The organism is Hafnia sp. CBA7124 (assembly GCF_002355555.1).
In the GTDB taxonomy this organism is placed as follows: Bacteria; Pseudomonadota; Gammaproteobacteria; order Enterobacterales; family Enterobacteriaceae; genus Hafnia; species Hafnia alvei.
The window spans coordinates 1,382,260-1,400,733 of record NZ_AP017469.1; the positions used below are offsets into that span (position 1 = coordinate 1,382,260).

General features: G+C 48.7%; 15 protein-coding genes, 8 tRNA genes and 2 other RNA genes. 8 read left to right on the plus strand and 17 right to left on the minus strand.

The window, feature by feature from the left end; genetic code table 11:
- Nucleotides 1-46: 46 nt before the first annotated feature.
- The 3 genes from ptsH to cysZ form a co-directional block, all read right to left on the minus strand.
- A complete protein-coding gene (gene ptsH / locus CPY98_RS06405) occupies nt 47-304 on the minus strand; it encodes a phosphocarrier protein Hpr (RefSeq protein ID WP_002441228.1) in 258 nt (85 codons plus the stop codon).
- Between the two features lie 386 nt (nt 305-690).
- Nucleotides 691-1,659 (minus strand): cysteine synthase A, encoded by a 969-nt coding sequence (gene cysK / locus CPY98_RS06410; protein ID WP_025800770.1) that lies wholly within the window; start codon nt 1,657-1,659, stop codon nt 691-693.
- 190 nt (nt 1,660-1,849) lie between these two features.
- Nucleotides 1,850-2,635: a sulfate transporter CysZ gene (gene cysZ / locus CPY98_RS06415; protein ID WP_046449818.1), complete on the minus strand. Its 786-nt coding sequence runs from the start codon at nt 2,633-2,635 to the stop codon at nt 1,850-1,852.
- 231 nt (nt 2,636-2,866) lie between these two features.
- On the opposite strand from cysZ, the gene zipA reads away from it, so the two are divergent.
- From zipA to CPY98_RS06430, 3 genes are all read left to right on the plus strand, one after another.
- Entirely contained in the window at nt 2,867-3,886 is a 1,020-nt protein-coding gene (zipA, locus tag CPY98_RS06420; RefSeq protein ID WP_025800772.1) for a cell division protein ZipA, read from the plus strand.
- 78 nt (nt 3,887-3,964) lie between these two features.
- Nucleotides 3,965-6,001: an NAD-dependent DNA ligase LigA gene (gene ligA / locus CPY98_RS06425; RefSeq protein ID WP_096386862.1), complete on the plus strand. Its 2,037-nt coding sequence runs from the start codon at nt 3,965-3,967 to the stop codon at nt 5,999-6,001.
- Between the two features lie 85 nt (nt 6,002-6,086).
- Complete coding sequence (locus CPY98_RS06430; RefSeq protein WP_096386865.1) at nt 6,087-6,308, plus strand: DUF3820 family protein; 222 nt, start codon at nt 6,087-6,089, stop codon at nt 6,306-6,308.
- 44 nt (nt 6,309-6,352) lie between these two features.
- Here the strand turns inward: CPY98_RS06430 and CPY98_RS06435 are convergent, their stop codons facing one another.
- The 4 genes from CPY98_RS06435 to pgaA are packed head-to-tail and all read right to left on the minus strand — an operon-like array spanning nt 6,353 to nt 12,045.
- Nucleotides 6,353-6,757 carry a hypothetical protein gene (locus CPY98_RS06435; protein ID WP_043491995.1) on the minus strand — a complete coding sequence of 135 codons (405 nt, stop codon included), beginning with the start codon at nt 6,755-6,757 and terminating at the stop codon, nt 6,353-6,355.
- Nucleotides 6,714-8,015, minus strand: a complete 1,302-nt coding sequence (pgaC, locus tag CPY98_RS06440) for a poly-beta-1,6-N-acetyl-D-glucosamine synthase (RefSeq protein WP_096386868.1) — start codon at nt 8,013-8,015, stop codon at nt 6,714-6,716. The genes CPY98_RS06435 and pgaC overlap by 44 nt, the downstream gene beginning before the upstream one ends.
- Nucleotides 8,012-10,114 carry a poly-beta-1,6-N-acetyl-D-glucosamine N-deacetylase PgaB gene (gene pgaB, locus CPY98_RS06445; RefSeq protein ID WP_096386871.1) on the minus strand — a complete coding sequence of 701 codons (2,103 nt, stop codon included), beginning with the start codon at nt 10,112-10,114 and terminating at the stop codon, nt 8,012-8,014. The genes pgaC and pgaB overlap by 4 nt, the downstream gene beginning before the upstream one ends.
- Nucleotides 10,111-12,045, minus strand: coding sequence for a poly-beta-1,6 N-acetyl-D-glucosamine export porin PgaA (gene pgaA / locus CPY98_RS06450; RefSeq protein ID WP_157743840.1), 1,935 nt, complete (start codon nt 12,043-12,045; stop codon nt 10,111-10,113). Before pgaA ends, pgaB begins: the two co-directional genes overlap by 4 nt.
- Nucleotides 12,046-12,511: 466 nt before the next feature.
- On the opposite strand from pgaA, the gene CPY98_RS06455 reads away from it, so the two are divergent.
- A complete protein-coding gene (locus tag CPY98_RS06455; RefSeq protein ID WP_025800779.1) occupies nt 12,512-13,228 on the plus strand; it encodes a winged helix-turn-helix domain-containing protein in 717 nt (238 codons plus the stop codon).
- A 265-nt stretch (nt 13,229-13,493) separates the two neighbouring features.
- Nucleotides 13,494-14,159 (plus strand): hypothetical protein, encoded by a 666-nt coding sequence (locus CPY98_RS06460; RefSeq protein WP_043492008.1) that lies wholly within the window; start codon nt 13,494-13,496, stop codon nt 14,157-14,159.
- A 150-nt stretch (nt 14,160-14,309) separates the two neighbouring features.
- Here CPY98_RS06460 and CPY98_RS06465 read toward each other — a convergent pair.
- The 8 genes from CPY98_RS06465 to CPY98_RS06500 form a co-directional block, all read right to left on the minus strand.
- A non-coding RNA gene (locus CPY98_RS06465) (RtT sRNA) lies at nt 14,310-14,433 on the minus strand.
- A 48-nt stretch (nt 14,434-14,481) separates the two neighbouring features.
- Nucleotides 14,482-14,605, minus strand: a non-coding RNA gene (locus CPY98_RS06470) — RtT sRNA.
- Nucleotides 14,606-14,653: 48 nt separating this feature from the next.
- A tRNA-Lys gene (locus CPY98_RS06475) sits at nt 14,654-14,729 on the minus strand.
- Nucleotides 14,730-14,736: 7 nt separating this feature from the next.
- Nucleotides 14,737-14,812, minus strand: a tRNA-Val gene (locus tag CPY98_RS06480).
- Nucleotides 14,813-14,881: 69 nt separating this feature from the next.
- Nucleotides 14,882-14,957: transfer RNA gene (locus tag CPY98_RS06485), tRNA-Val, on the minus strand.
- Between the two features lie 47 nt (nt 14,958-15,004).
- Nucleotides 15,005-15,080 (minus strand) — tRNA-Val (locus CPY98_RS06490).
- Nucleotides 15,081-15,147: 67 nt separating this feature from the next.
- Nucleotides 15,148-15,223: transfer RNA gene (locus CPY98_RS06495), tRNA-Val, on the minus strand.
- Between the two features lie 55 nt (nt 15,224-15,278).
- Nucleotides 15,279-15,354, minus strand: a tRNA-Val gene (locus CPY98_RS06500).
- Nucleotides 15,355-15,628: 274 nt separating this feature from the next.
- Here CPY98_RS06500 and gltX point away from each other — a divergent pair.
- Nucleotides 15,629-17,044, plus strand: a complete 1,416-nt coding sequence (gene gltX, locus CPY98_RS06505) for a glutamate--tRNA ligase (RefSeq protein WP_025800781.1) — start codon at nt 15,629-15,631, stop codon at nt 17,042-17,044.
- Between the two features lie 141 nt (nt 17,045-17,185).
- Here the strand turns inward: gltX and CPY98_RS06510 are convergent, their stop codons facing one another.
- Both CPY98_RS06510 and CPY98_RS06515 read right to left on the minus strand, forming a co-directional pair.
- Complete coding sequence (locus CPY98_RS06510; RefSeq protein WP_025800782.1) at nt 17,186-17,374, minus strand: putative DNA-binding transcriptional regulator; 189 nt, start codon at nt 17,372-17,374, stop codon at nt 17,186-17,188.
- 25 nt (nt 17,375-17,399) lie between these two features.
- On the minus strand, nt 17,400-17,798 hold the full coding sequence (locus CPY98_RS06515) for a DNA-binding protein (protein ID WP_231899442.1): 399 nt from the start codon (nt 17,796-17,798) through the stop codon (nt 17,400-17,402).
- A 264-nt stretch (nt 17,799-18,062) separates the two neighbouring features.
- Between CPY98_RS06515 and CPY98_RS06525 the strand changes: the two genes are divergently transcribed.
- Both CPY98_RS06525 and CPY98_RS06530 read left to right on the plus strand, forming a co-directional pair.
- A tRNA-Ala gene (locus CPY98_RS06525) sits at nt 18,063-18,138 on the plus strand.
- An 86-nt stretch (nt 18,139-18,224) separates the two neighbouring features.
- Nucleotides 18,225-18,300: transfer RNA gene (locus tag CPY98_RS06530), tRNA-Ala, on the plus strand.
- The last annotated feature ends 174 nt before the right edge of the window (nt 18,301-18,474 follow it).

Genomic DNA, 18,474 nt, shown 5'->3' on the forward strand with positions numbered 1-18,474 from the left:
CTACCTTACTGTTGACTGGTTAAACTAAACGGATTGGACTTGAGGATTACTCAAGTTCTGCCATCAGTTTTACCAAATGTTCAACGGCTTTCTGCTCATCTTCACCTTCAGCGGCGATAGTCACTACGGTGCCTTGGGTCAGACCCAGAGTCTGCAGTTTAAACAGGCTCTTAGCGCTTGCGCTTTTACCGTTAGAGGTCACGGTGATGTCAGAAGTGAAGCCTTTTGCTTCTTTAACGAACTGAGCAGCAGGGCGGGTGTGCAGACCATTCGGAGCGGTAATCGTAACTTCTTGCTGGAACATAGGTTTCCCCAACTATTTTTGAATTAATGTTGTGGGGCTAAAGTTTAGCTTAAATACTGAACTTCAGCCTGTTTTCAGTTAGCGCCTAACTCGTGGAGCAGTAGCAGCCTGAGCGTTGTAGAAAATGTGTTCAAGATAGAAACTATCGTGAATACGTTCGCTAATAACATCCGTATTATGCCGCTATCGTGATGCTCAGGACAAATCAGTAAATCGATTCAGCTGACTTGACGCAACACTCCGCTTTATTTCGCGCTTCAAAATAATTGCTTGGTTAAATACTAGACCCGGGCAGGAAAAGCAAGTTTGGGCAGGTAAAAACTTTGAACTGCGCCACAAAAAAGCACCCATTTGGGTGCTTTTTTAGCATGATTAGAACATCAGCATCACTGTTGCAATTCTTGTTCTGTGAACAGATCTGCGAACAATGCCGTGCTTAAATAGCGTTCACCCGAGGAAGGCAGAATAACCACAATTGTTTTGTCAGTAAAGTCTGGATCGTTAGCAAGTTTTTCCGCTGCAACAACTGCCGCACCCGAAGATATTCCGGCCAAGATGCCTTCTTCTTCCATCAGACGGCGAGCCATCGCAATGGCTTCGTCGTTGCCAACCAGCGCCACGCGGTCAACCAGATTTAAATCGAGGTTTTCAGGAATGAAGCCAGCGCCGATACCTTGAATTTTGTGTGGGCCTGGTTTGATTTCTTCTCCGGCCAGCGCCTGAGTGATAACCGGTGAGCTTTCAGGTTCAACGGCAACGGTGATGACTTTTTTGCCTTTGGTGTTTTTCAGGTAACGGCTGGTGCCGGTTAGAGTACCGCCGGTACCGACGCCAGAAATCAGCACGTCGACTTGACCATCGGTGTCTTCCCAAATCTCTGGGCCGGTGGTTTTTTCATGAATTTCTGGGTTAGCGGGGTTGCTAAACTGCTGGAGCAGAACGAAACGTTTTGGATCGCTCGCCACAATTTCTTCGGCTTTGGCAATGGCGCCTTTCATGCCTTTGGCACCTTCGGTCAGTACCAGATTCGCGCCTAAGGCCTTGAGGAGTTTACGGCGTTCAAGGCTCATGGTTTCTGGCATGGTGAGCGTCAGCTTGTAACCACGCGCGGCGGCCACAAAGGCCAATGCAATACCGGTGTTACCGCTGGTTGGTTCAACCAGCTCAATGCCCGGTTTTAAAATGCCGCGTTTTTCGGCATCCCAGATCATATTGGCGCCGATGCGGTCTTTGACGCTAAAACTTGGGTTACGAGATTCCACTTTCGCCAAAATACGACCATTGCCGATACGATTCAGACGAACAAGCGGCGAATGACCGATTGTCAGGGAGTTGTCTTCAAAAATCTTGCTCATAGCACGTCCTTTAACTCTATGAAATACAGGGAACATTAATTGAGCATACGCGAATACAACCCGTTGGGAAGTAAAGAAATCATATATGCTTATTTCAATATGCGATTAGGTTTCATGAAGCGGAAGTTTAGCTGAGACAGGAATCGAGCAGAGCAGCCGGAGCTGCTCTTGGAAGGAGTACGGGGGAGGGTTACGGCTGAATGCGAGAATACTCTGCGCGGTAACGATCAACCCACATGGCAGTCGCGCCACAAACGGCAACCGGCATGATCACCAGATTTAAAATCGGGATCATGGTAAACAGGCTGGTCAATGCGCCAAACTGTAGGTTATCGACTTTATTGCGGCGCAGGGCATCGCGCATGTCTGGGAAACTCACCTTGTGGTTATCAAACGGATAATCACAGTACTGAATAGACATCATCCATGCGCTGAACAGGAACCACAGCACAGGCGCAACGGTTTGTCCCACGCCCGGAATAAAATACAAAATCAGCAAGACGATGGCGCGTGGCAGATAGTAGGCCAGCTTTTTCCATTCACGCGCCATAATTCTCGGCACGTCTTTGACCACGCTCCAAATGCCCGTATCCGGCAGCGGTTTACCGGTTAATACGCCTTCTAACTGCTCAGCCAGCAGGCCGTTAAACGGCGCGGCTATCCAGTTGGCTATGGTGCTGAATAAATAACTGAAGACCAAAACGATCGAAATAACGGCCAGCGGCCAGAGTAAATAGCTAAGCCACTGTAGCCAGTCAGGCACGTGACTCATCAAACTTGGGATCCAAGCGCCTAGCTGATTGAATAGCCACCAGAACGCTAAGCCCATTAAAACGATGTTCACCAACAATGGCATAACCACATAACGTTTAATTCCCGGCAGGCGAACTAAACGCCAACCTTCAGAAAAGTAGTGAACGCCATTGGTTTTTGTTGGGATATTTCTTTCATTTGACCCGATAGGGGTGTTTTTCATAACTGCTCTTTTAGCTGTGTTAGTTATAATAAAAAAAATCTCAGCTATCATAACTATGAGTTAAATCGCTTTCCAGTTCAGAATCGACCGAAAAATCAGCAAAAAAGTGCGAAAAGTCATCTTTCTTAAGGTAAATTTCAGTCCAGACTTGCACTTGTACCGACAGCCAAATAGAGTTATGCGTTAAGGGTTTGCCATTATGGCAATAGTATTAAAACAACAGAGATTGCGATGATGCAGGATTTGCGTCTGATATTAATTGTTGTTGGTGCGGTCGCCATTATAGCGTTGTTACTGCACGGCTTGTGGACCAGTCGTAAAGAACGTTCTTCGCTATTTCGCGATCGTCCAGCAAAAAAAACAAAGAAACAGCGTGACGAACAGCCTCTGGCTGATCTAGATGAAGGCGTGGGCGAAGTTCGGGTGCAGCGTTCTAGCAACCCGGTACAGAAACCTGTTGAGCCAGCATTTGGGCAGTTCAGCGCGTCACAGGATGAACGTCCGGATCCATTGGATACGGCTCGTGCACCTTCACGCCCTGCAGCGCAACCAAGCTCTGTCGTTCCAGAACAGCGTGAACATAGCGATCCGTTACTGGGTGATGCCTTGTTCGGTGACGATGATGAAGATGATTACCGTCGTCCGAGTAAGCCGGTTCGCCATTCTCAGCCTGCTGAGCCTGTTATTCAGCCGAAGCAGCAGCCCGCTCATTACGCTGAAGAAGAAAATGAGCCTGAAGCTCCTCACGTAACATCTTCTTATGATGATGAATACGAGGAAGAAGCGCCGCAGGCTGTACCTGACGTTGCGCCTGAGCCTGAGAAAATTACCGAAACGGTGTTAGTGCTGCATGTTGCTGCGCATCACGGCAGCGTGATTGGCGGTGAAGTGCTGCTGCAAAGCGTTTTGCAGTCAGGCTTCCAGTTCGGTGCGATGAATATTTTCCATCGTCATCTGAACCCAGCGGGCAGTGGCCCTGTGCTATTTAGCATGGCGAATATGGTTAAGCCGGGTAACTTCGATCCTGACAATATGTCTGATTTCACCACGCCGGGGATCTCCTTCTTTATGATGGTGCCTTCTTATGGCGATGCGAATCAGAACTTTAAGCTGATGCTGCAATCTGCTCAGCGAATCGCTGATGATGTTGGTGGTGTGGTGCTGGATGATGAGCGCCGTATGATGACGCCACAGAAGCTAGAGATTTACAAAGCGCGTATTCGTGAAGTTTTGGATAACACCGCGAAATAGCGCAACGGCGATAGAATCGAATAAAATGAAACCCCCGTATATCGGGGGTTTTTTATCATTAATCAATCATGGTGGATTATGACCTCAACGACTGGATCCCAACTCCAACAACAACTCGAACATCTTAGAGCCGCGTTGCGCCATCATGAGTATCAGTATCACGTACTTGATGCCCCTGAAGTTCCAGACGCCGAATACGATCGCCTGATGCGCGAGCTGCGAGCGCTCGAAGAGCAACACCCCGAACTTATCACGCCAGATTCACCGACCCAGCGCGTGGGAGCGGCTCCGCTCTCGGCGTTTAGTCAGGTTCGCCATGAAGTGCCGATGCTCTCTCTGGATAACGTCTTTGATGATGAAAGCTATTTAGCTTTCGACAAGCGCGTTCATGATCGTTTGAAAACCGCAGAGCCATTAACTTTTTGCTGTGAGCTTAAACTGGATGGTTTGGCCGTTAGCCTTCTGTATGAAGATGGCGTATTGGTTCGCGGCGCGACTCGCGGTGATGGTACGACCGGCGAAGATATTACGGCTAACGTAAAAACGATCCGCGCGATCCCTCTTCGTTTGCAGGGCGATAATATTCCACGTCGCGTTGAAGTGCGCGGCGAAGTGTTCATGCCGCTCGCTGGTTTTGAAGCTATGAACGAAGAAGCGCGCCGTAAAGATGGCAAAGTTTTTGCCAACCCGCGTAACGCCGCAGCGGGGTCGCTGCGTCAGCTCGATCCACGCATCACCGCGAAACGTCCGCTGACGTTCTTCTGCTATGGCGTTGGGCTGATGGACGGCGGTGAGCTACCAGCGAGTCATTATGGTCGCTTACAGCAGTTTAAAGCGTGGGGCTTGCCGGTCAGCGATCGCGTGAAATTGTGTACCGGTAGTGAAGAGGTGTTGAAATTTTACCGTCAGGTTGAGCAGGATCGACCAACGCTCGGTTTTGATATCGATGGCGTGGTGATTAAAGTTGATAGTATCGCGATCCAAGAACAGCTTGGTTTTGTGGCGCGTGCACCTCGTTGGGCCACGGCGTTTAAATTCCCCGCGCAAGAGCAGATGACCACGGTAAACGGCGTTGAGTTTCAGGTTGGGCGCACTGGGGCAATTACGCCTGTGGCGCGCTTAGAACCGGTGTTGGTTGCCGGTGTTATTGTGAGCAATGCAACGTTGCATAACGCTGATGAAATCGATCGTCTGGGTCTGCGCATCGGCGATACCGTGATTGTGCGCCGCGCCGGTGATGTTATTCCGCAGGTGGTGGGCGTGGTGGAGGCTGAACGCCCTGAGAATGCGCAGGAGATTGTGTTCCCGCTGCACTGTCCGGTCTGTGGTTCCGACGTTGAGCGCGTGGAAGGTGAAGCCGTGGCGCGCTGCACCGGTGGATTAATCTGCGGCGCACAGCGTAAAGAGTCGCTTAAGCACTTTGTTTCCCGCCGTGCGATGGACGTTGACGGCATGGGCGATAAGATTATCGAACAACTGGTCGAAAAAGAGTATGTGAAAACGCCAGCCGATCTTTATCGCCTGAGCGCCGGTATCTTAACCGGACTTGATCGCATGGGGCCAAAATCTGCGACGAACTTGGTCAATGCGTTAAACAAATCTAAAGAGACTACGCTGGCTCGATTCCTGTATGCACTCGGCATTCGTGAAGTGGGCGAAGCAACCGCGGCGAATCTGGCAGCGCATTTTGGCTCATTGGATGCTTTGCGCGAGGCCGACGTTGAGGCGTTGAAAGCGGTGCAGGACGTGGGTGAAGTGGTGGCGAAACATGTGCGTCATTTCCTGAGCGAAGAGCATAACCAGAAAGTGATCGAGGAACTCATCAGCCCAGAGATTGGCATCAACTGGCCTGCGCCGCAGGTGGTGGTGGCTGAAGAGATCGACAGTCCGTTTGCCGGTAAAACCGTCGTTCTGACCGGATCGCTGAGCTTGATGCCGCGTGATGAAGCGAAAGATCGCCTTGCGGCGTTGGGCGCTAAAGTCAGCGGCAGCGTTTCTAAGAAAACCGATATGGTTATCGCGGGCGAAGCCGCAGGCTCTAAACTGGCTAAGGCGCAGGAGTTGGGTATTCCTGTGATTGATGAAGCCGAGATGATCCGGCTGCTAGGCCTGTAAGCGTATTGGCTGCGATAACGTTCAATGACAACAGCGCGATCGGCTCCTCTCAATCGAGGGGAGCTAGATGACGGACAGAAATGTAATGGAAAAAGAAAACCTGATTGAAATTGCCAATATGGTGATGCCGTTTGGCAAGTACAAAGGTCGCGTGTTGATTGATTTACCGGAAGAGTATCTTTTGTGGTTTGCCCGCAAAGATCAGTTCCCGCAGGGGAAACTGGGTGAGCTGATGCAGATCACCCTCGCCATCAAAATTGAAGGTCTTGAAGGCTTAGTTAAGCCGCTCAAGCGTCAACGTAGTTAAATGCAGCGGCGATAAGGGCAGTAAAATACTGCCCTTATGTTTATTTACTGCGGCTGAATATGCGTGATGTTGCCCGCTTCATCATGGATCACTTTGACAATTCGGTGCGCCTGCTCGGGATGGGTTTCCGCCATGCGTTGATGCAGTTCATGTTTACGCATTAGCATCAATACCCGCCATAGATAACGTAGTGCAAACCATAGCGCCAGAATGATCCCCATCGATATTATTATCAGGCTGTAATCACCCAGCCGGTTTAGATTGCTTAGCAAATCATGGCTGTTGAGCATGTAGCGATAAAGGAAAAAGACAATCGCGAGCCATACCCCGATAATCAATAACGGTTGCCCGAAGCCAAACCAAATGTAGAGCAGCATGCGCTGGCGCTTATTCACCGTGGAGGCCTTAAGGAAGCTTTTTGCTGATATTTCGATGATCGGATTTTCCATGTTGAATACCCCTGTCAGGACTAACCCATACCGCTCGTGCGCCTTGTCGGCGAAGCAATACGGACGGAACGGCAACCAAACTGGTTACCACGTTGATTAACCAAAACATCAATGGATACCAAATCGTCCAGAGATAGCATTTCATAATCCCTCGGTCATAGCGTCGGTCGATAAGACAGCTGACTAAGAGCTGCAATAGACAGGTCACGCCGAGCACCATGCCATTCCAGACCGGAACGACCGAGATTTGCCACTTGATGGGCAGCGTGAAAAAGAGATCGGCAAACATCAATACGAAGGCAAAGGCCATGCAGTAGGCCCAAAAAATACTCACCACGTATTCACAAAACAGAGGCAGCATCATGCGGTTGCGCGGAGTGAACATCGCAGGAAAATATTTGAATACGGTTTGCACCCCGCCTTTAGACCAGCGCAGCCGTTGGCGATAAAGTCCAACCAATGTTTCCGGTGTTAATATCCACGTGAGTGCGCGTGGTTCGTAGCGTATTTCCCAGCCGTGAGTCTGTAATTTCCAACTGATATCAATATCTTCGGTTAGCATATCGACGCTCCAATAACCCACTTCTTCGAGCGCGCTTTTACGAAATAGGGCGATAACGCCGGATACGGTAAATAGCCGACCAAAAACCTGCTGGCAGCGTTTAATGAGCCCCACCGTGGAGGAAAATTCTCCCACCTGCATGCGTCCAAGTAAGGAAGTGCGATTGCGGATGCGCGGATTGCCGGTTACCGCGGCGATCTGCGGATTATCAATAAAATGGCTAACCAAAAAATGCAGCGCGTTAGGATCGAGAAGTGCGTCACCGTCCATGCAAAGAATAAAATCGCCGGTGGCTAACTGTGCAGCGGTATTTAATCCCACGGCTTTGCCTTGGTTTTTATCCTGATGAATGGCCATCAGGCTGGGATATTGCTCAACCAGTTCATTAAGAATTTCGCCAGTGCGATCGTGACTGCCATCGTTAACGGCGAGCACTTCATAGTTGGGGTAATTCAGATTTTGCAAATGAGCGATCACTTCGCGCACGTTAGGCTCTTCGTTATAGCAGGGCACGATAATGGAAATGCGCGGCGTTTCTGCCTGCGTGAAATCAGGATGGGTGAAATCATCGTGGCGCTCGTAGGCGACAAAATAGATAAGCCCTCCGAGCATCCATAGCCAAGCCATAAAGAACGGATAGTAGAAGACAAAACCAAACAGCAGCGTCGGAATATCGGTGCTCAAAATGTGGTTCATTGTTGATTGCTCCACTGCTTAGGCTTTTCGCGCACCATGCGGCTATCGCATTTAGGTAACGGTTTCCGCTCGATAACGTTGCTTTGCGCCGACATGAGCGGGCGGATCACTTCGGTATCCGGCTGGTTGGTGATGAAGTCGTCTGGGTAATAGCCCAAATGGCGGGCACCGAGCGCGCGCAGCAACGTCAGTTGGTGTAGCAAAACGTCGTTGCCGACGGGGCGCTTTTTCGCCCAATCGTAGCTTTGGAGTTCAAAGACGGTTTTTTGAATGCCTAATGGCTGCGCGGCCACCTTTTCATACAGCTCGGTGAGCCAACGATCGGGCATGGTGGCCGATTCCATAAAGGGCATCGCCATCAGCGCGGTGTAATCATAGTTTGCCAAGAATTTAGGCAGGCTTTGCGCGTACCACCGCTCGGCCTGCGGATCCATAACGGGCTGGGCGTAAAGATTACGGGCAGTCATTTGCGTTGCGGAGGCAAACTGATTTTTCTGCACTTCAGCGGCCAATTGATGGGTGAAGTTAATCAGAAAATCGATTTTTTTATCTGTCCACCTGCGTAATAACGCAGGGTTTGTACGAATTTTATCCACATCACCCGGCAATCCCCATGCTTGGTATTGGGCTAAGGCGGCGGGGCGAGTGTCTTCGTCGTCGCTCAGCGCGGCATCATCATGAAATAGAACGCCCTGAAACGGCGTGTAGCGTGAGAGATCGTGATAAAGCTGAGTGATGGCCGCCCGAACATCGGGTTCAAAAGGGCTGAGGCGAGGGTAGGGGAACGTGCTGGGCTGTGTGCCGCTGTGGGTTGAGGTGATCCACTTATTCGCCGCCGGATTATCCTTGGGCAGAGCGATGCTGAGCACCGGCATCCATGCGAATACGTTCACGCCGGTGCGGGTTTGTAATTGCCATGAGACACGGCTGAAAAGGTCAGCACGCATCGGTAATACGCTGTTGGGAAAATAGACTTCTTTGACTAGGCCGCTGCCGTCGGGATCGGCAAAGGCCTGTAAGTAAATGGTGGTTGGGGAAAGATCTTTGATGCGATCTAACAGGCAAGATAAATTCTTGTCCTGCTGCTGAGGATCGGCGTCATAAACGTAATCTAAATCGACCTGAACCACGCGTTCAACAGGATAGATATCGCCGTTGTAGTTGGCTGGCGCTCTGAGTTCCTGCTTGAGCACGCTGGTCGTGGTGTCGTAGCCGATCAGGATACGGGTGATTTTTGAAAGCGGTTGCGAGGGCGGATTTGAACCTGAATCCAGCGTCAGCATGATAGGCATACCAAGCTGACGGGCAATTTCTTGCACGGGTTGATGGTATGCGCCATAAGGCCACACCATAATTCGCGGGGCGTGACCAGTATATTGCTGAATGAGCAGCGAACTGTGAGCCAAATCCTCTTTAACTCTGGTTTGATATTCGGCCTCGGTTTCATAGCGCTTTTTATCTGCCAAATACTGTAATGCGGTGGCCGCAGGAAACTCGCTGCCCTGTGGGTTCGCTAATATTCCACGATGTAAATTGTGGGTATGAGACGCAAATTCGACTAAACCAGAACGCTGCATTTCGGCAACGTCATTCCAATTCAGGAAATAATCACCAGGCAACTCCACCGTGGCGCTAATTTTTATTTTTTCATTAGCCGGGTGATTGACCCAATCGGTGATCAGCGCTTGCACTGCGGGATAGCCGTAGGCTTTAAGTAGCGGGAAGACACGGGTATAAAAACTGCGATATCCATCGTCGAAGCTTAACAGCACCGAACGCGGTGGCAGCTTTTTGCCGCCTTGGCGTGCAGCAATAATTTGATCGACAGATACCATGTGATAATCATTTTCCTTCAGCCAAGCAAACAGCGACGCCAGCGTTTTCGTATCAATGGCGGTGGCATCAGGATAAGTGGCAAAGCTAGCACGCAGATCGTCGCGCACATCGTGGAAAGCCAATACGCGGAAAGTAAGGCCATCTTCGGGATCGGCAGGAGGCTGGATATCAATAGGCGGTAACGACTGCTCGGCAGCGAATGCTCCTTGAAGCAACAGTAGGCTCAAAGCAAAAATTAAGATTGAACGAAAAAGAGACGTCATAGCGTGCTTCCTAGAGGCAAAGTCAGTGACAGATAAAAGAGAGTCCGGTTTTCGCGTGATTCGTCGTAGCGATGGCTATTCAGTCCAATACCGTAAATAAATTCCGAGTGGGCACTCAGCGCCCATTGGTGCTCGAGTCTCAGCTCAGCAAATAGGCTTGAGCCAAAATGGCGCTGTTGGTATTCGCCTGCGGTGAGATAGGTTCGCTGGGTGAAGTGACGCCGCGCTGATTGCCATGGTGTCCACTGATGCAACAGGGTGACACCTGCCGAATAGTCGCGTTCAGGGCTGAAATACTCCGCATCGGGCAAGCTATTGCTGCTGGTGGAAAGCGCTAGCGTGCCATCAAGTTGTTGGCGTGGATGTGTCCATAGCAGTTTTGTAGTCGAGGCTTGCCATATCTGGCTAAGGTTTCCATCGCTCAGCCGTTGGTTTTGATAGGCCAGTTCTGCGGAGGCGGTGCTATCGGTTTGATAGCGCAGCGCGGCACTCGTCTGCTTTGCGCTGATGCCGCTGTCATAGGCTTTCCAAGCAAGTTCGTTGCTGCTGTTATCGTAGCCTAGGTCGAACTGCCAATGGTCTGAAGGAAGATAGCTAACCTGCGCCGCTAGGCCTGTTTTCGCCGCATTGCCATTGCTGCGGTTGATCTCCATCGAACCGAGCCACTCAACGGCACGATAATCGACGCCAGCGCCGTTACGTATCCGTTTTGCTGTACCTTCTTCAGTTTTCCCTTGACCAGTAAATTGGTGCGCAAACAGCCGCCAATTCTGGTTAATCGGTGACGAATAAAGTTGGCTATCGATTTGCCAATCATAATCACTGAGCGTGCCGTTACCGCGACCGCCGCTGGCATCGGTGGTGAAATAAGGCAGCTGCTCATAGCGATAATTATCCACGAATTGCGTAATAGAGTTGTCGTCTTCAAACCCTTGAGAGACTTGCTGATAAATCTCTTGGCTAAGGGCAAAATCTCGTTTGGCAAGCGACGCTTGGGCAAGGCCTGCGCGAGCCTCAAGGCTGTCGGGTGCTTGATTTAAGGCGATTCGGTAGGTCTGAGCAGAACGCGTCGGTAAATCGCGCAGCAAATAGGCCTGAGCCTGAGTGGTTAGCAGGTCATCATTCATAGGAGCCGTATGGACCAAAGTGTCTATCTGCCGCTGGCCCAGTGTGACATTTCCACTATACAGCGTGTACTGCGCGCGCATTTTTTTTACCGTGGCGTAATCCTGATTCACCAGTCCTGGTGCGGCACTGAGCCTGACCCACTGTGGTGTATCGGGTTCTAATTTTGCCAGTAAAGCTTCGGCTTGCTCATAGCGCCCGCAGTCTAAAAGGGCATAGAACAGCATTTCCTGCGTGGGGATCGGTTCAATTTCCCCAGGTGCTGCGTGTGCCAACGCATATTCATAGCTGGTTACGGCGTTTTCTGGCTGCTCTAGCTGCATAAATGCGTCGCCACGTGCTGCGCTCACATAGGCAGGAAGGGGGGCGAGTTGTTCTAGCTGATGGGCGCGAATGATCGCGTTTTTCGCGTCACCTTTTGCGCTAAGTGTGACTATTTGATCGCCGAGAACCTGTTGCTGCACGCGATTGGCGCTGTTTGGCTGCCCAAGCGTGGCCAACAATCGTTGTTCTTCGACTAATGCCTTGTTTAATGGAGCAAGACGCAGGGAGCCGTTATCGTTTCGGCTTTCGTCTATGCCCCAGCGTAGTAAAAGGTTGAGCCGGTGTTGAGCAATCGTGGCTGCTTGTAATGTATTTTCATGGGATTGGACCATGGAGATCTTTTCCCAAGCGAGAGTCGGTGCGCCTAATGACATCAATGTGTCAGCCGATATTTCTTCCGTGTCGGCCGTACACAGGGAAGGCGTTAATATGAGATAGGCTGCAAACATCGTGTATTCCCAACGAGGTCTTAAATAAATCACAAACGACACCTTTTCGGTTGTTACTGGATAACGGTGCGATGGAGGCAGAAATAAAGTAAGCACTTCATCATTAAGCTATTTATAGATAAATAAAATCTTAGGTAAGTGAATTGGGTAAGTAACGAAAATGCTCATTTAGGAATATTCTCTAAACTTTGTCTGTAGCTAATTGTTCTATAACGAGGGAATGGATGTAATGATTCCATGCAATGAATTAATAGTAGAGTGAAAAAAAGTATAATCATGTGATGTTAATGTTTAGCGACCATTTGCTCTCTTGTTATAAAACGTTATCTGCGTAAAATAATAATGGAAATTTGAATGCTTTAATGAGAATGGTCAGTGATGTGGTTTTATTTTTATATGGTGAGTTCAATAAAATAATCACAAAATTTCCTTCATCAGAAATAGGAATTATCTTGCATGTATAGATATTGAAAATGCGAGGGGTTTTCGGGAGCTTTATATGGCACAAGGGAAAATAACCATCAGTACGATAACACACAAAATTGTTACCGTTGATGGCGAGGAACACACGCTACGTAGCAAAGAATATCAGATGCTATGCCTGCTTTTAGAGCGTGCGCCGTTATGTGTGACGCGGCGTGAAATCATTTCACATGTGTGGAGTGGGACGTACAGCGCAGATGCAACGATCAACCAAACAATGAAATCCATACGGCGCAAACTAGGAGATAAAGATTTCACACTAATACAAACTATACCTAGGATGGGGTATCAAATAGAGCATCCCGAGCTCTTTTCCTTAGAACCGGCGGTTAATCATGAGCCGATAATTCAGGATAGTAGCGGTGAAGATAAGCAATTAAACACACAATCTCACTATGAGGGTAAAAGGCAAAATGTACAAAATATTCTGCCAGTTATTAATGAGAATCAAAGGATAAAACGCTGGGGGATGATGGTGGCTATTGGCATAGTCTGTTTTATTTGTGGGGTAGTTTGGCATGGTGTTGCCCCTTCATTTCCTTTACTGACAAAAATCAAAGGGCGTGATGAAATGTCTAATTCATTAATCTCCACCGTGGCTTCTGGCAAAGATAGTACGCTGCTCTATGATAATTATAGATTTGTTTGTAAGTATTCATGGCATGATGAATCGCAATTTGCTTTAGTTTGTACCAAGGTTGAATTACCAGAATCTAATACCTCTTCAAGGTAGCTATTATTATGTAAGTGATGTTATTTGTTTATTTCTTTGCAATAAGATTCATCCCAATATATGTGAAATTACACTTTCAAAGTGGATGAAAAATTATATTTTTATTCTCCTGAGTGAAATTAAATTTAATGATAGAGAATATGATTAAAGTTATGTCCACATTTTGCCGTATATGTATATAAAGCAGTGCGATGGTTGTTGTAAAATCGTCTCGGGAGACTTCTTTGAGGTCTAAACAAACCCTAGAAAAGCTCAAGCAGGCATAATGAACATACCTCCGGTGAATGCACGGTCTGACGCCTTACCTACTCTGCGAGGAGAAAAACTCACCGCGGAGATGCTGTCGGTTAAAATCGATCAGCTTCTTAATTTGCTTGAGCGTAAAGACATATCGCCTCAGCAGCGTGAGACGCTGATTCGAACATTAACCGCGCTACAGCAGGAACGAACACTGCTCAGCCAGCTGGCTTCTGGCGCAAAAAATACGCCGCCAGCAACTCAGGTGCAAAATGCGCGTCCGGATGTGGCAACGGCTGCGCGGGCAACGACGGCCATGCAAAGCAATCAACCGGTTGTGATTGGTGATACGGCCAAAGCATTAATGAGTAAAAGTGAAATCCAGCATGCGATACAGGTCAATCAAGTCTTGGATAAAGCTTTAGGGAATTTGGCTCCAGCGTCTCAAACATCCGATGTGGTACGTTCTCCGCTGGAGAACTATTTGGCCGTGGCCGCGCAAAATCCGGTTGTGAATGTGAAGCCTGACGAGTCTGATAACAAAATAACCTCGGTCATCGATCCTAAGCCGCTGTTTGGCATTATCCCGCAAGATTGGTTGCCTACGGGAATGCGCACGCCTGCACGCTCCTCAGGCTGGATTATGTTTGTGGGGATTTTAGTCTTGTTGGGCGTGATGGTATGGATCTGGTGATATGAAGTTATGAAATGGAGAATTTAGGAAGGAGAGGGGATAAGTATCTTCGTTCGACTCGAACCTGCGGCAGGTTCTCACCCCATACGAATTTTATGCGGAGTACAAAAACAAAAAAACGCCTCTCGGCGCTTAATGTTTTATCTGAAATGGTGGGTCGTGCGGGATTACTCGGCTTTGCCTCGCCCTTCGGGCCGTTGCTTGCGCAACGTTGTCTCACTTCGTTCGACTCGAACCTGCGGCAGGTTCTCATCCCACACGAATTTTATGCGGAGTACAAAAACAAAAAAACGCCTCTCGGCGCTTATTGTTTTATCTGAAATGGTGGGTCGTGCGGGATTACTCGGCTTTGCCTCGCCCTTCGGGCCGTTGCTTACGCAACGTTGTCTCACTTCGTTCGACTCGAACCTGCGGCAGGTTCTCACCCCACACGAATTTTATGCGGAGTACAAAAACAAAAAAACGCCTCTCGGCGCTTATTGTTTTATCTGAAATGGTGGGTCGTGCGGGATTCGAACCTGCGACCAATTGATTAAAAGTCAACTGCTCTACCAACTGAGCTAACGACCCGCAGAAGTGGTGGGTGATGACGGGATCGAACCGCCGACCCCCTCCTTGTAAGGGAGGTGCTCTCCCAGCTGAGCTAATCACCCACTTCTGAACTACTATTTTCTGCGCTACTTCAGATACTCATTGTTAATTCGGTACCAGCTGGTTAGAAGTGGTGGGTGATGACGGGATCGAACCGCCGACCCCCTCCTTGTAAGGGAGGTGCTCTCCCAGCTGAGCTAATCACCCACTTCTAAATACCGAATTTCACGACAGCCCAATTGACTCTTAAAGAGTGGTGGGTGATGACGGGATCGAACCGCCGACCCCCTCCTTGTAAGGGAGGTGCTCTCCCAGCTGAGCTAATCACCCAATCGGAAATCTGTCGTTTTACTGCAGTACATCAATCACTTCAGGTTCACTGGTCACTCTAAATGAGTGGTGGGTGATGACGGGATCGAACCGCCGACCCCCTCCTTGTAAGGGAGGTGCTCTCCCAGCTGAGCTAATCACCCAGTCTGAAACCTGTCGTTACTCATGTACTTCACACTGCGGGAACACTCTAAAGAGTGGTGGGTGATGACGGGATCGAACCGCCGACCCCCTCCTTGTAAGGGAGGTGCTCTCCCAGCTGAGCTAATCACCCCCGCTGTGTGGAGTCGCATTATAGGGAGCGCCCGAAAATGGTCAACGCTTTTTTCAAGAAAAAATGCTGTTCGTTGGAAAAATAGTCAAGATGTCTTATACATAGACAGCAATGAGAACTTTTTAAGCACATTTTGCAATAAGCTCTCTAACTATAGACGTAACGGCGTTGAGGAATCGGGGCGTAATGGTAGAATGCTGCCTACTTATTAGTAATAGAAAGCAGGCCACATTCCTCTAATGTGGGTCATTGCGTAATAAAGGCCACGTTTCACATGAAAATCAAAACTCGTTTTGCACCTAGCCCAACGGGCTACCTGCACGTAGGTGGTGCGCGTACCGCACTTTATTCTTGGTTGTTCGCCCGCCACGCCGGCGGTGAATTTGTTCTTCGTATTGAAGATACCGATCTTGAGCGTTCAACTCAGGAAGCCATCGACGCCATCATGGATGGTATGAACTGGCTGAATCTCGATTGGGATGAGGGTCCGTACTACCAGACCAAACGTTTTGATCGTTATAACCATGTGATCGATCAGATGTTAGAGCAGGGCACCGCCTATAAATGCTACTGCTCTAAAGAACGTCTGGAAGAGCTGCGTGAAACGCAAATGGCTAACGGTGAGAAGCCTCGTTACGATGGCCGTTGCCGTCATAGCCATGAACATCACGCTGACGACGAGCCGCACGTCGTGCGTTTCCTGAACCCTCAGGAAGGCTCCGTTATCTTTGATGATAAAATTCGTGGCCCAATTGAATTCAGTAACCAAGAACTGGACGATCTGATTATCCGTCGTACCGATGGTTCTCCGACCTATAACTTCTGCGTTGTGATCGATGACTGGGATATGGAAATCACTCACGTTATCCGTGGTGAAGACCATATCAATAACACGCCGCGTCAGATCAACATTCTGAAAGCGTTAGGTGCTCCGGTTCCTGAATACGCACACGTGTCGATGATTCTAGGCGATGACGGTAAAAAATTGTCTAAGCGTCATGGTGCGGTTGGTGTAATGCAGTATCGCGATGACGGCTATCTGCCAGAAGCGTTGCTGAACTATTTAGTGCGCTTGGGCTGGTCTCACGGCGACCAAGAAATCTTCAGCATCGATGAAATGAAAGAGTTCTTCACGCTTGATGACATCAGCAAGTCAGCAAGTGCGTTCAACACTGAAAAACTACAGTGGCTGAATCATCACTACATCAACACGATGGCGCCAGAATATGTGGCTATTCATCTGGCATGGCATATCCATGAAGCGGGTTATGAAACGCGCAATGGTCCACAGCTGGTTGAAATTGTTAAGTTGCTGGCTGAGCGCTGCAAAACTCTGAAAGAAATGGCCGCTCAGGCGCGTTATTTCTACGAAGATTTTGCTGAGTTTGATGCTGATGCGGCGAAAAAACACCTGCGCCCTGTCGCGCGTCAGCCGTTAGAACTGGTACGTTCTAAGCTGGCGGCAATTACTGACTGGACCGCTGAAAATATCCACCATGCTATCCAAGGCACTGCGGATGAGTTGGAAGTAGGCATGGGCAAGGTTGGTATGCCACTGCGTGTGGCTGTTACCGGCGCAGGCCAATCACCTGGCGTGGATGTGACCGTACATGCGATTGGTCAGCAGCGTTCACTGAAGCGTATTGACATGGCTCTGGCATTTATTGCCGAGCGTGAAGCGCAGCAATAAGCCTATTAGCTTATTCTTATACAAGAAAAACCGGCTTTTGCCGGTTTTTCTTTATCTAGAACAAGCTCTTTGTCATTCACATCTTTTTCTATACCTCGAACTATAAGAGCAATTTCGATTTCTAAATCGCTTTTCTATATTTTAGCTGTCGTTGGCATGTAAGCATTGCAGCAGGGTATTTATCCCCTCGCGCATAGTAAAATCGGTGAGGAATATCTGTTCGTCTTGGCTCATCTGATGAAAGATATTTATCCAAGCTTTATCTGGTGAGGAGGTAATTGCGGTACTCTTAAGCACTTCTTTGGCGGTAAACCAGTCCTTTTTTTTCATTATGATATCCTATCTTTCGAGAGCGTTATGAGACTGAATTTATGGTGTTATTTTGATCGTAAAGACTGGTCTGTGACTGCAGAGGCTCTAAGCAGCCCAAGAGTGCGTTAATGCCTCGGCGCATGATAAAACGCGTTAGCTGCTCGCGCTCGTCTTCCGTCAACTGATAATAGATTGCACTCCATGCTTTTTCTGCTTTAGGAAGATCAGTCAAATAAAACGATGACTCTTCGTTTGCTAGCAGCGCAGACACAACTTCATCAGGAAAACTGCTGATATGGTATTCGAGTGCTTTACCTTGCACGCCACTACGCTTCTGTTTGCGCCATCCTTCCGATTTTGCTCTTTGGTTTATGGCTTGTGGCGTAGTGGGAAAACCAGCGATTCCAACCAACTCTTTTGCTGCATACCATTCCTTGTTCATATTTCTTCCTTTGCTTACTAAAAAACACTGTCGTATGTATTACCCAAAATAGTTACATATCTAGCTAATAGAATACAGTGAGTGAAGCTATAAAATAGCTTTAGCATTCCTAAAGATTGGATTGTTTTCAGCTTCAATTTGTCGATAAATTTCGCTGAGTTGGCGGCTTTTTCAGCGTTTAGATTAAGAAAAACATTTAGCCGTTGACAGTATTTGTGAGGTTTCATATCATGCGCCCCGTTAACGCGATTTAGCGTCAGCGTTGGGGCTATAGCTCAGCTGGGAGAGCGCTTGCATGGCATGCAAGAGGTCAGCGGTTCGATCCCGCTTAGCTCCACCAACCTTTTCTCAGACTGGTTGGTCGTTATTATAAGCTTTAGAAATAAGCTTGAAAGAAGCACAACCACTTCTCGTAGTTTACGTTGTGGGGCTATAGCTCAGCTGGGAGAGCGCTTGCATGGCATGCAAGAGGTCAGCGGTTCGATCCCGCTTAGCTCCACCAAAATTTGAAAAGCCGACAGAAATGTCGGCTTTTTGCTTTTCAGCATTTCGTACTGAAATTCTTTTCTCTTTCCGTTCGCTGGTTTCAACTCTTTCACTATCGATTCAATAAACGCCCTACATAATAGCCCTGTAAGCACCGCTACGGACTTTTCTGTAAAAAGAGATGTCATTG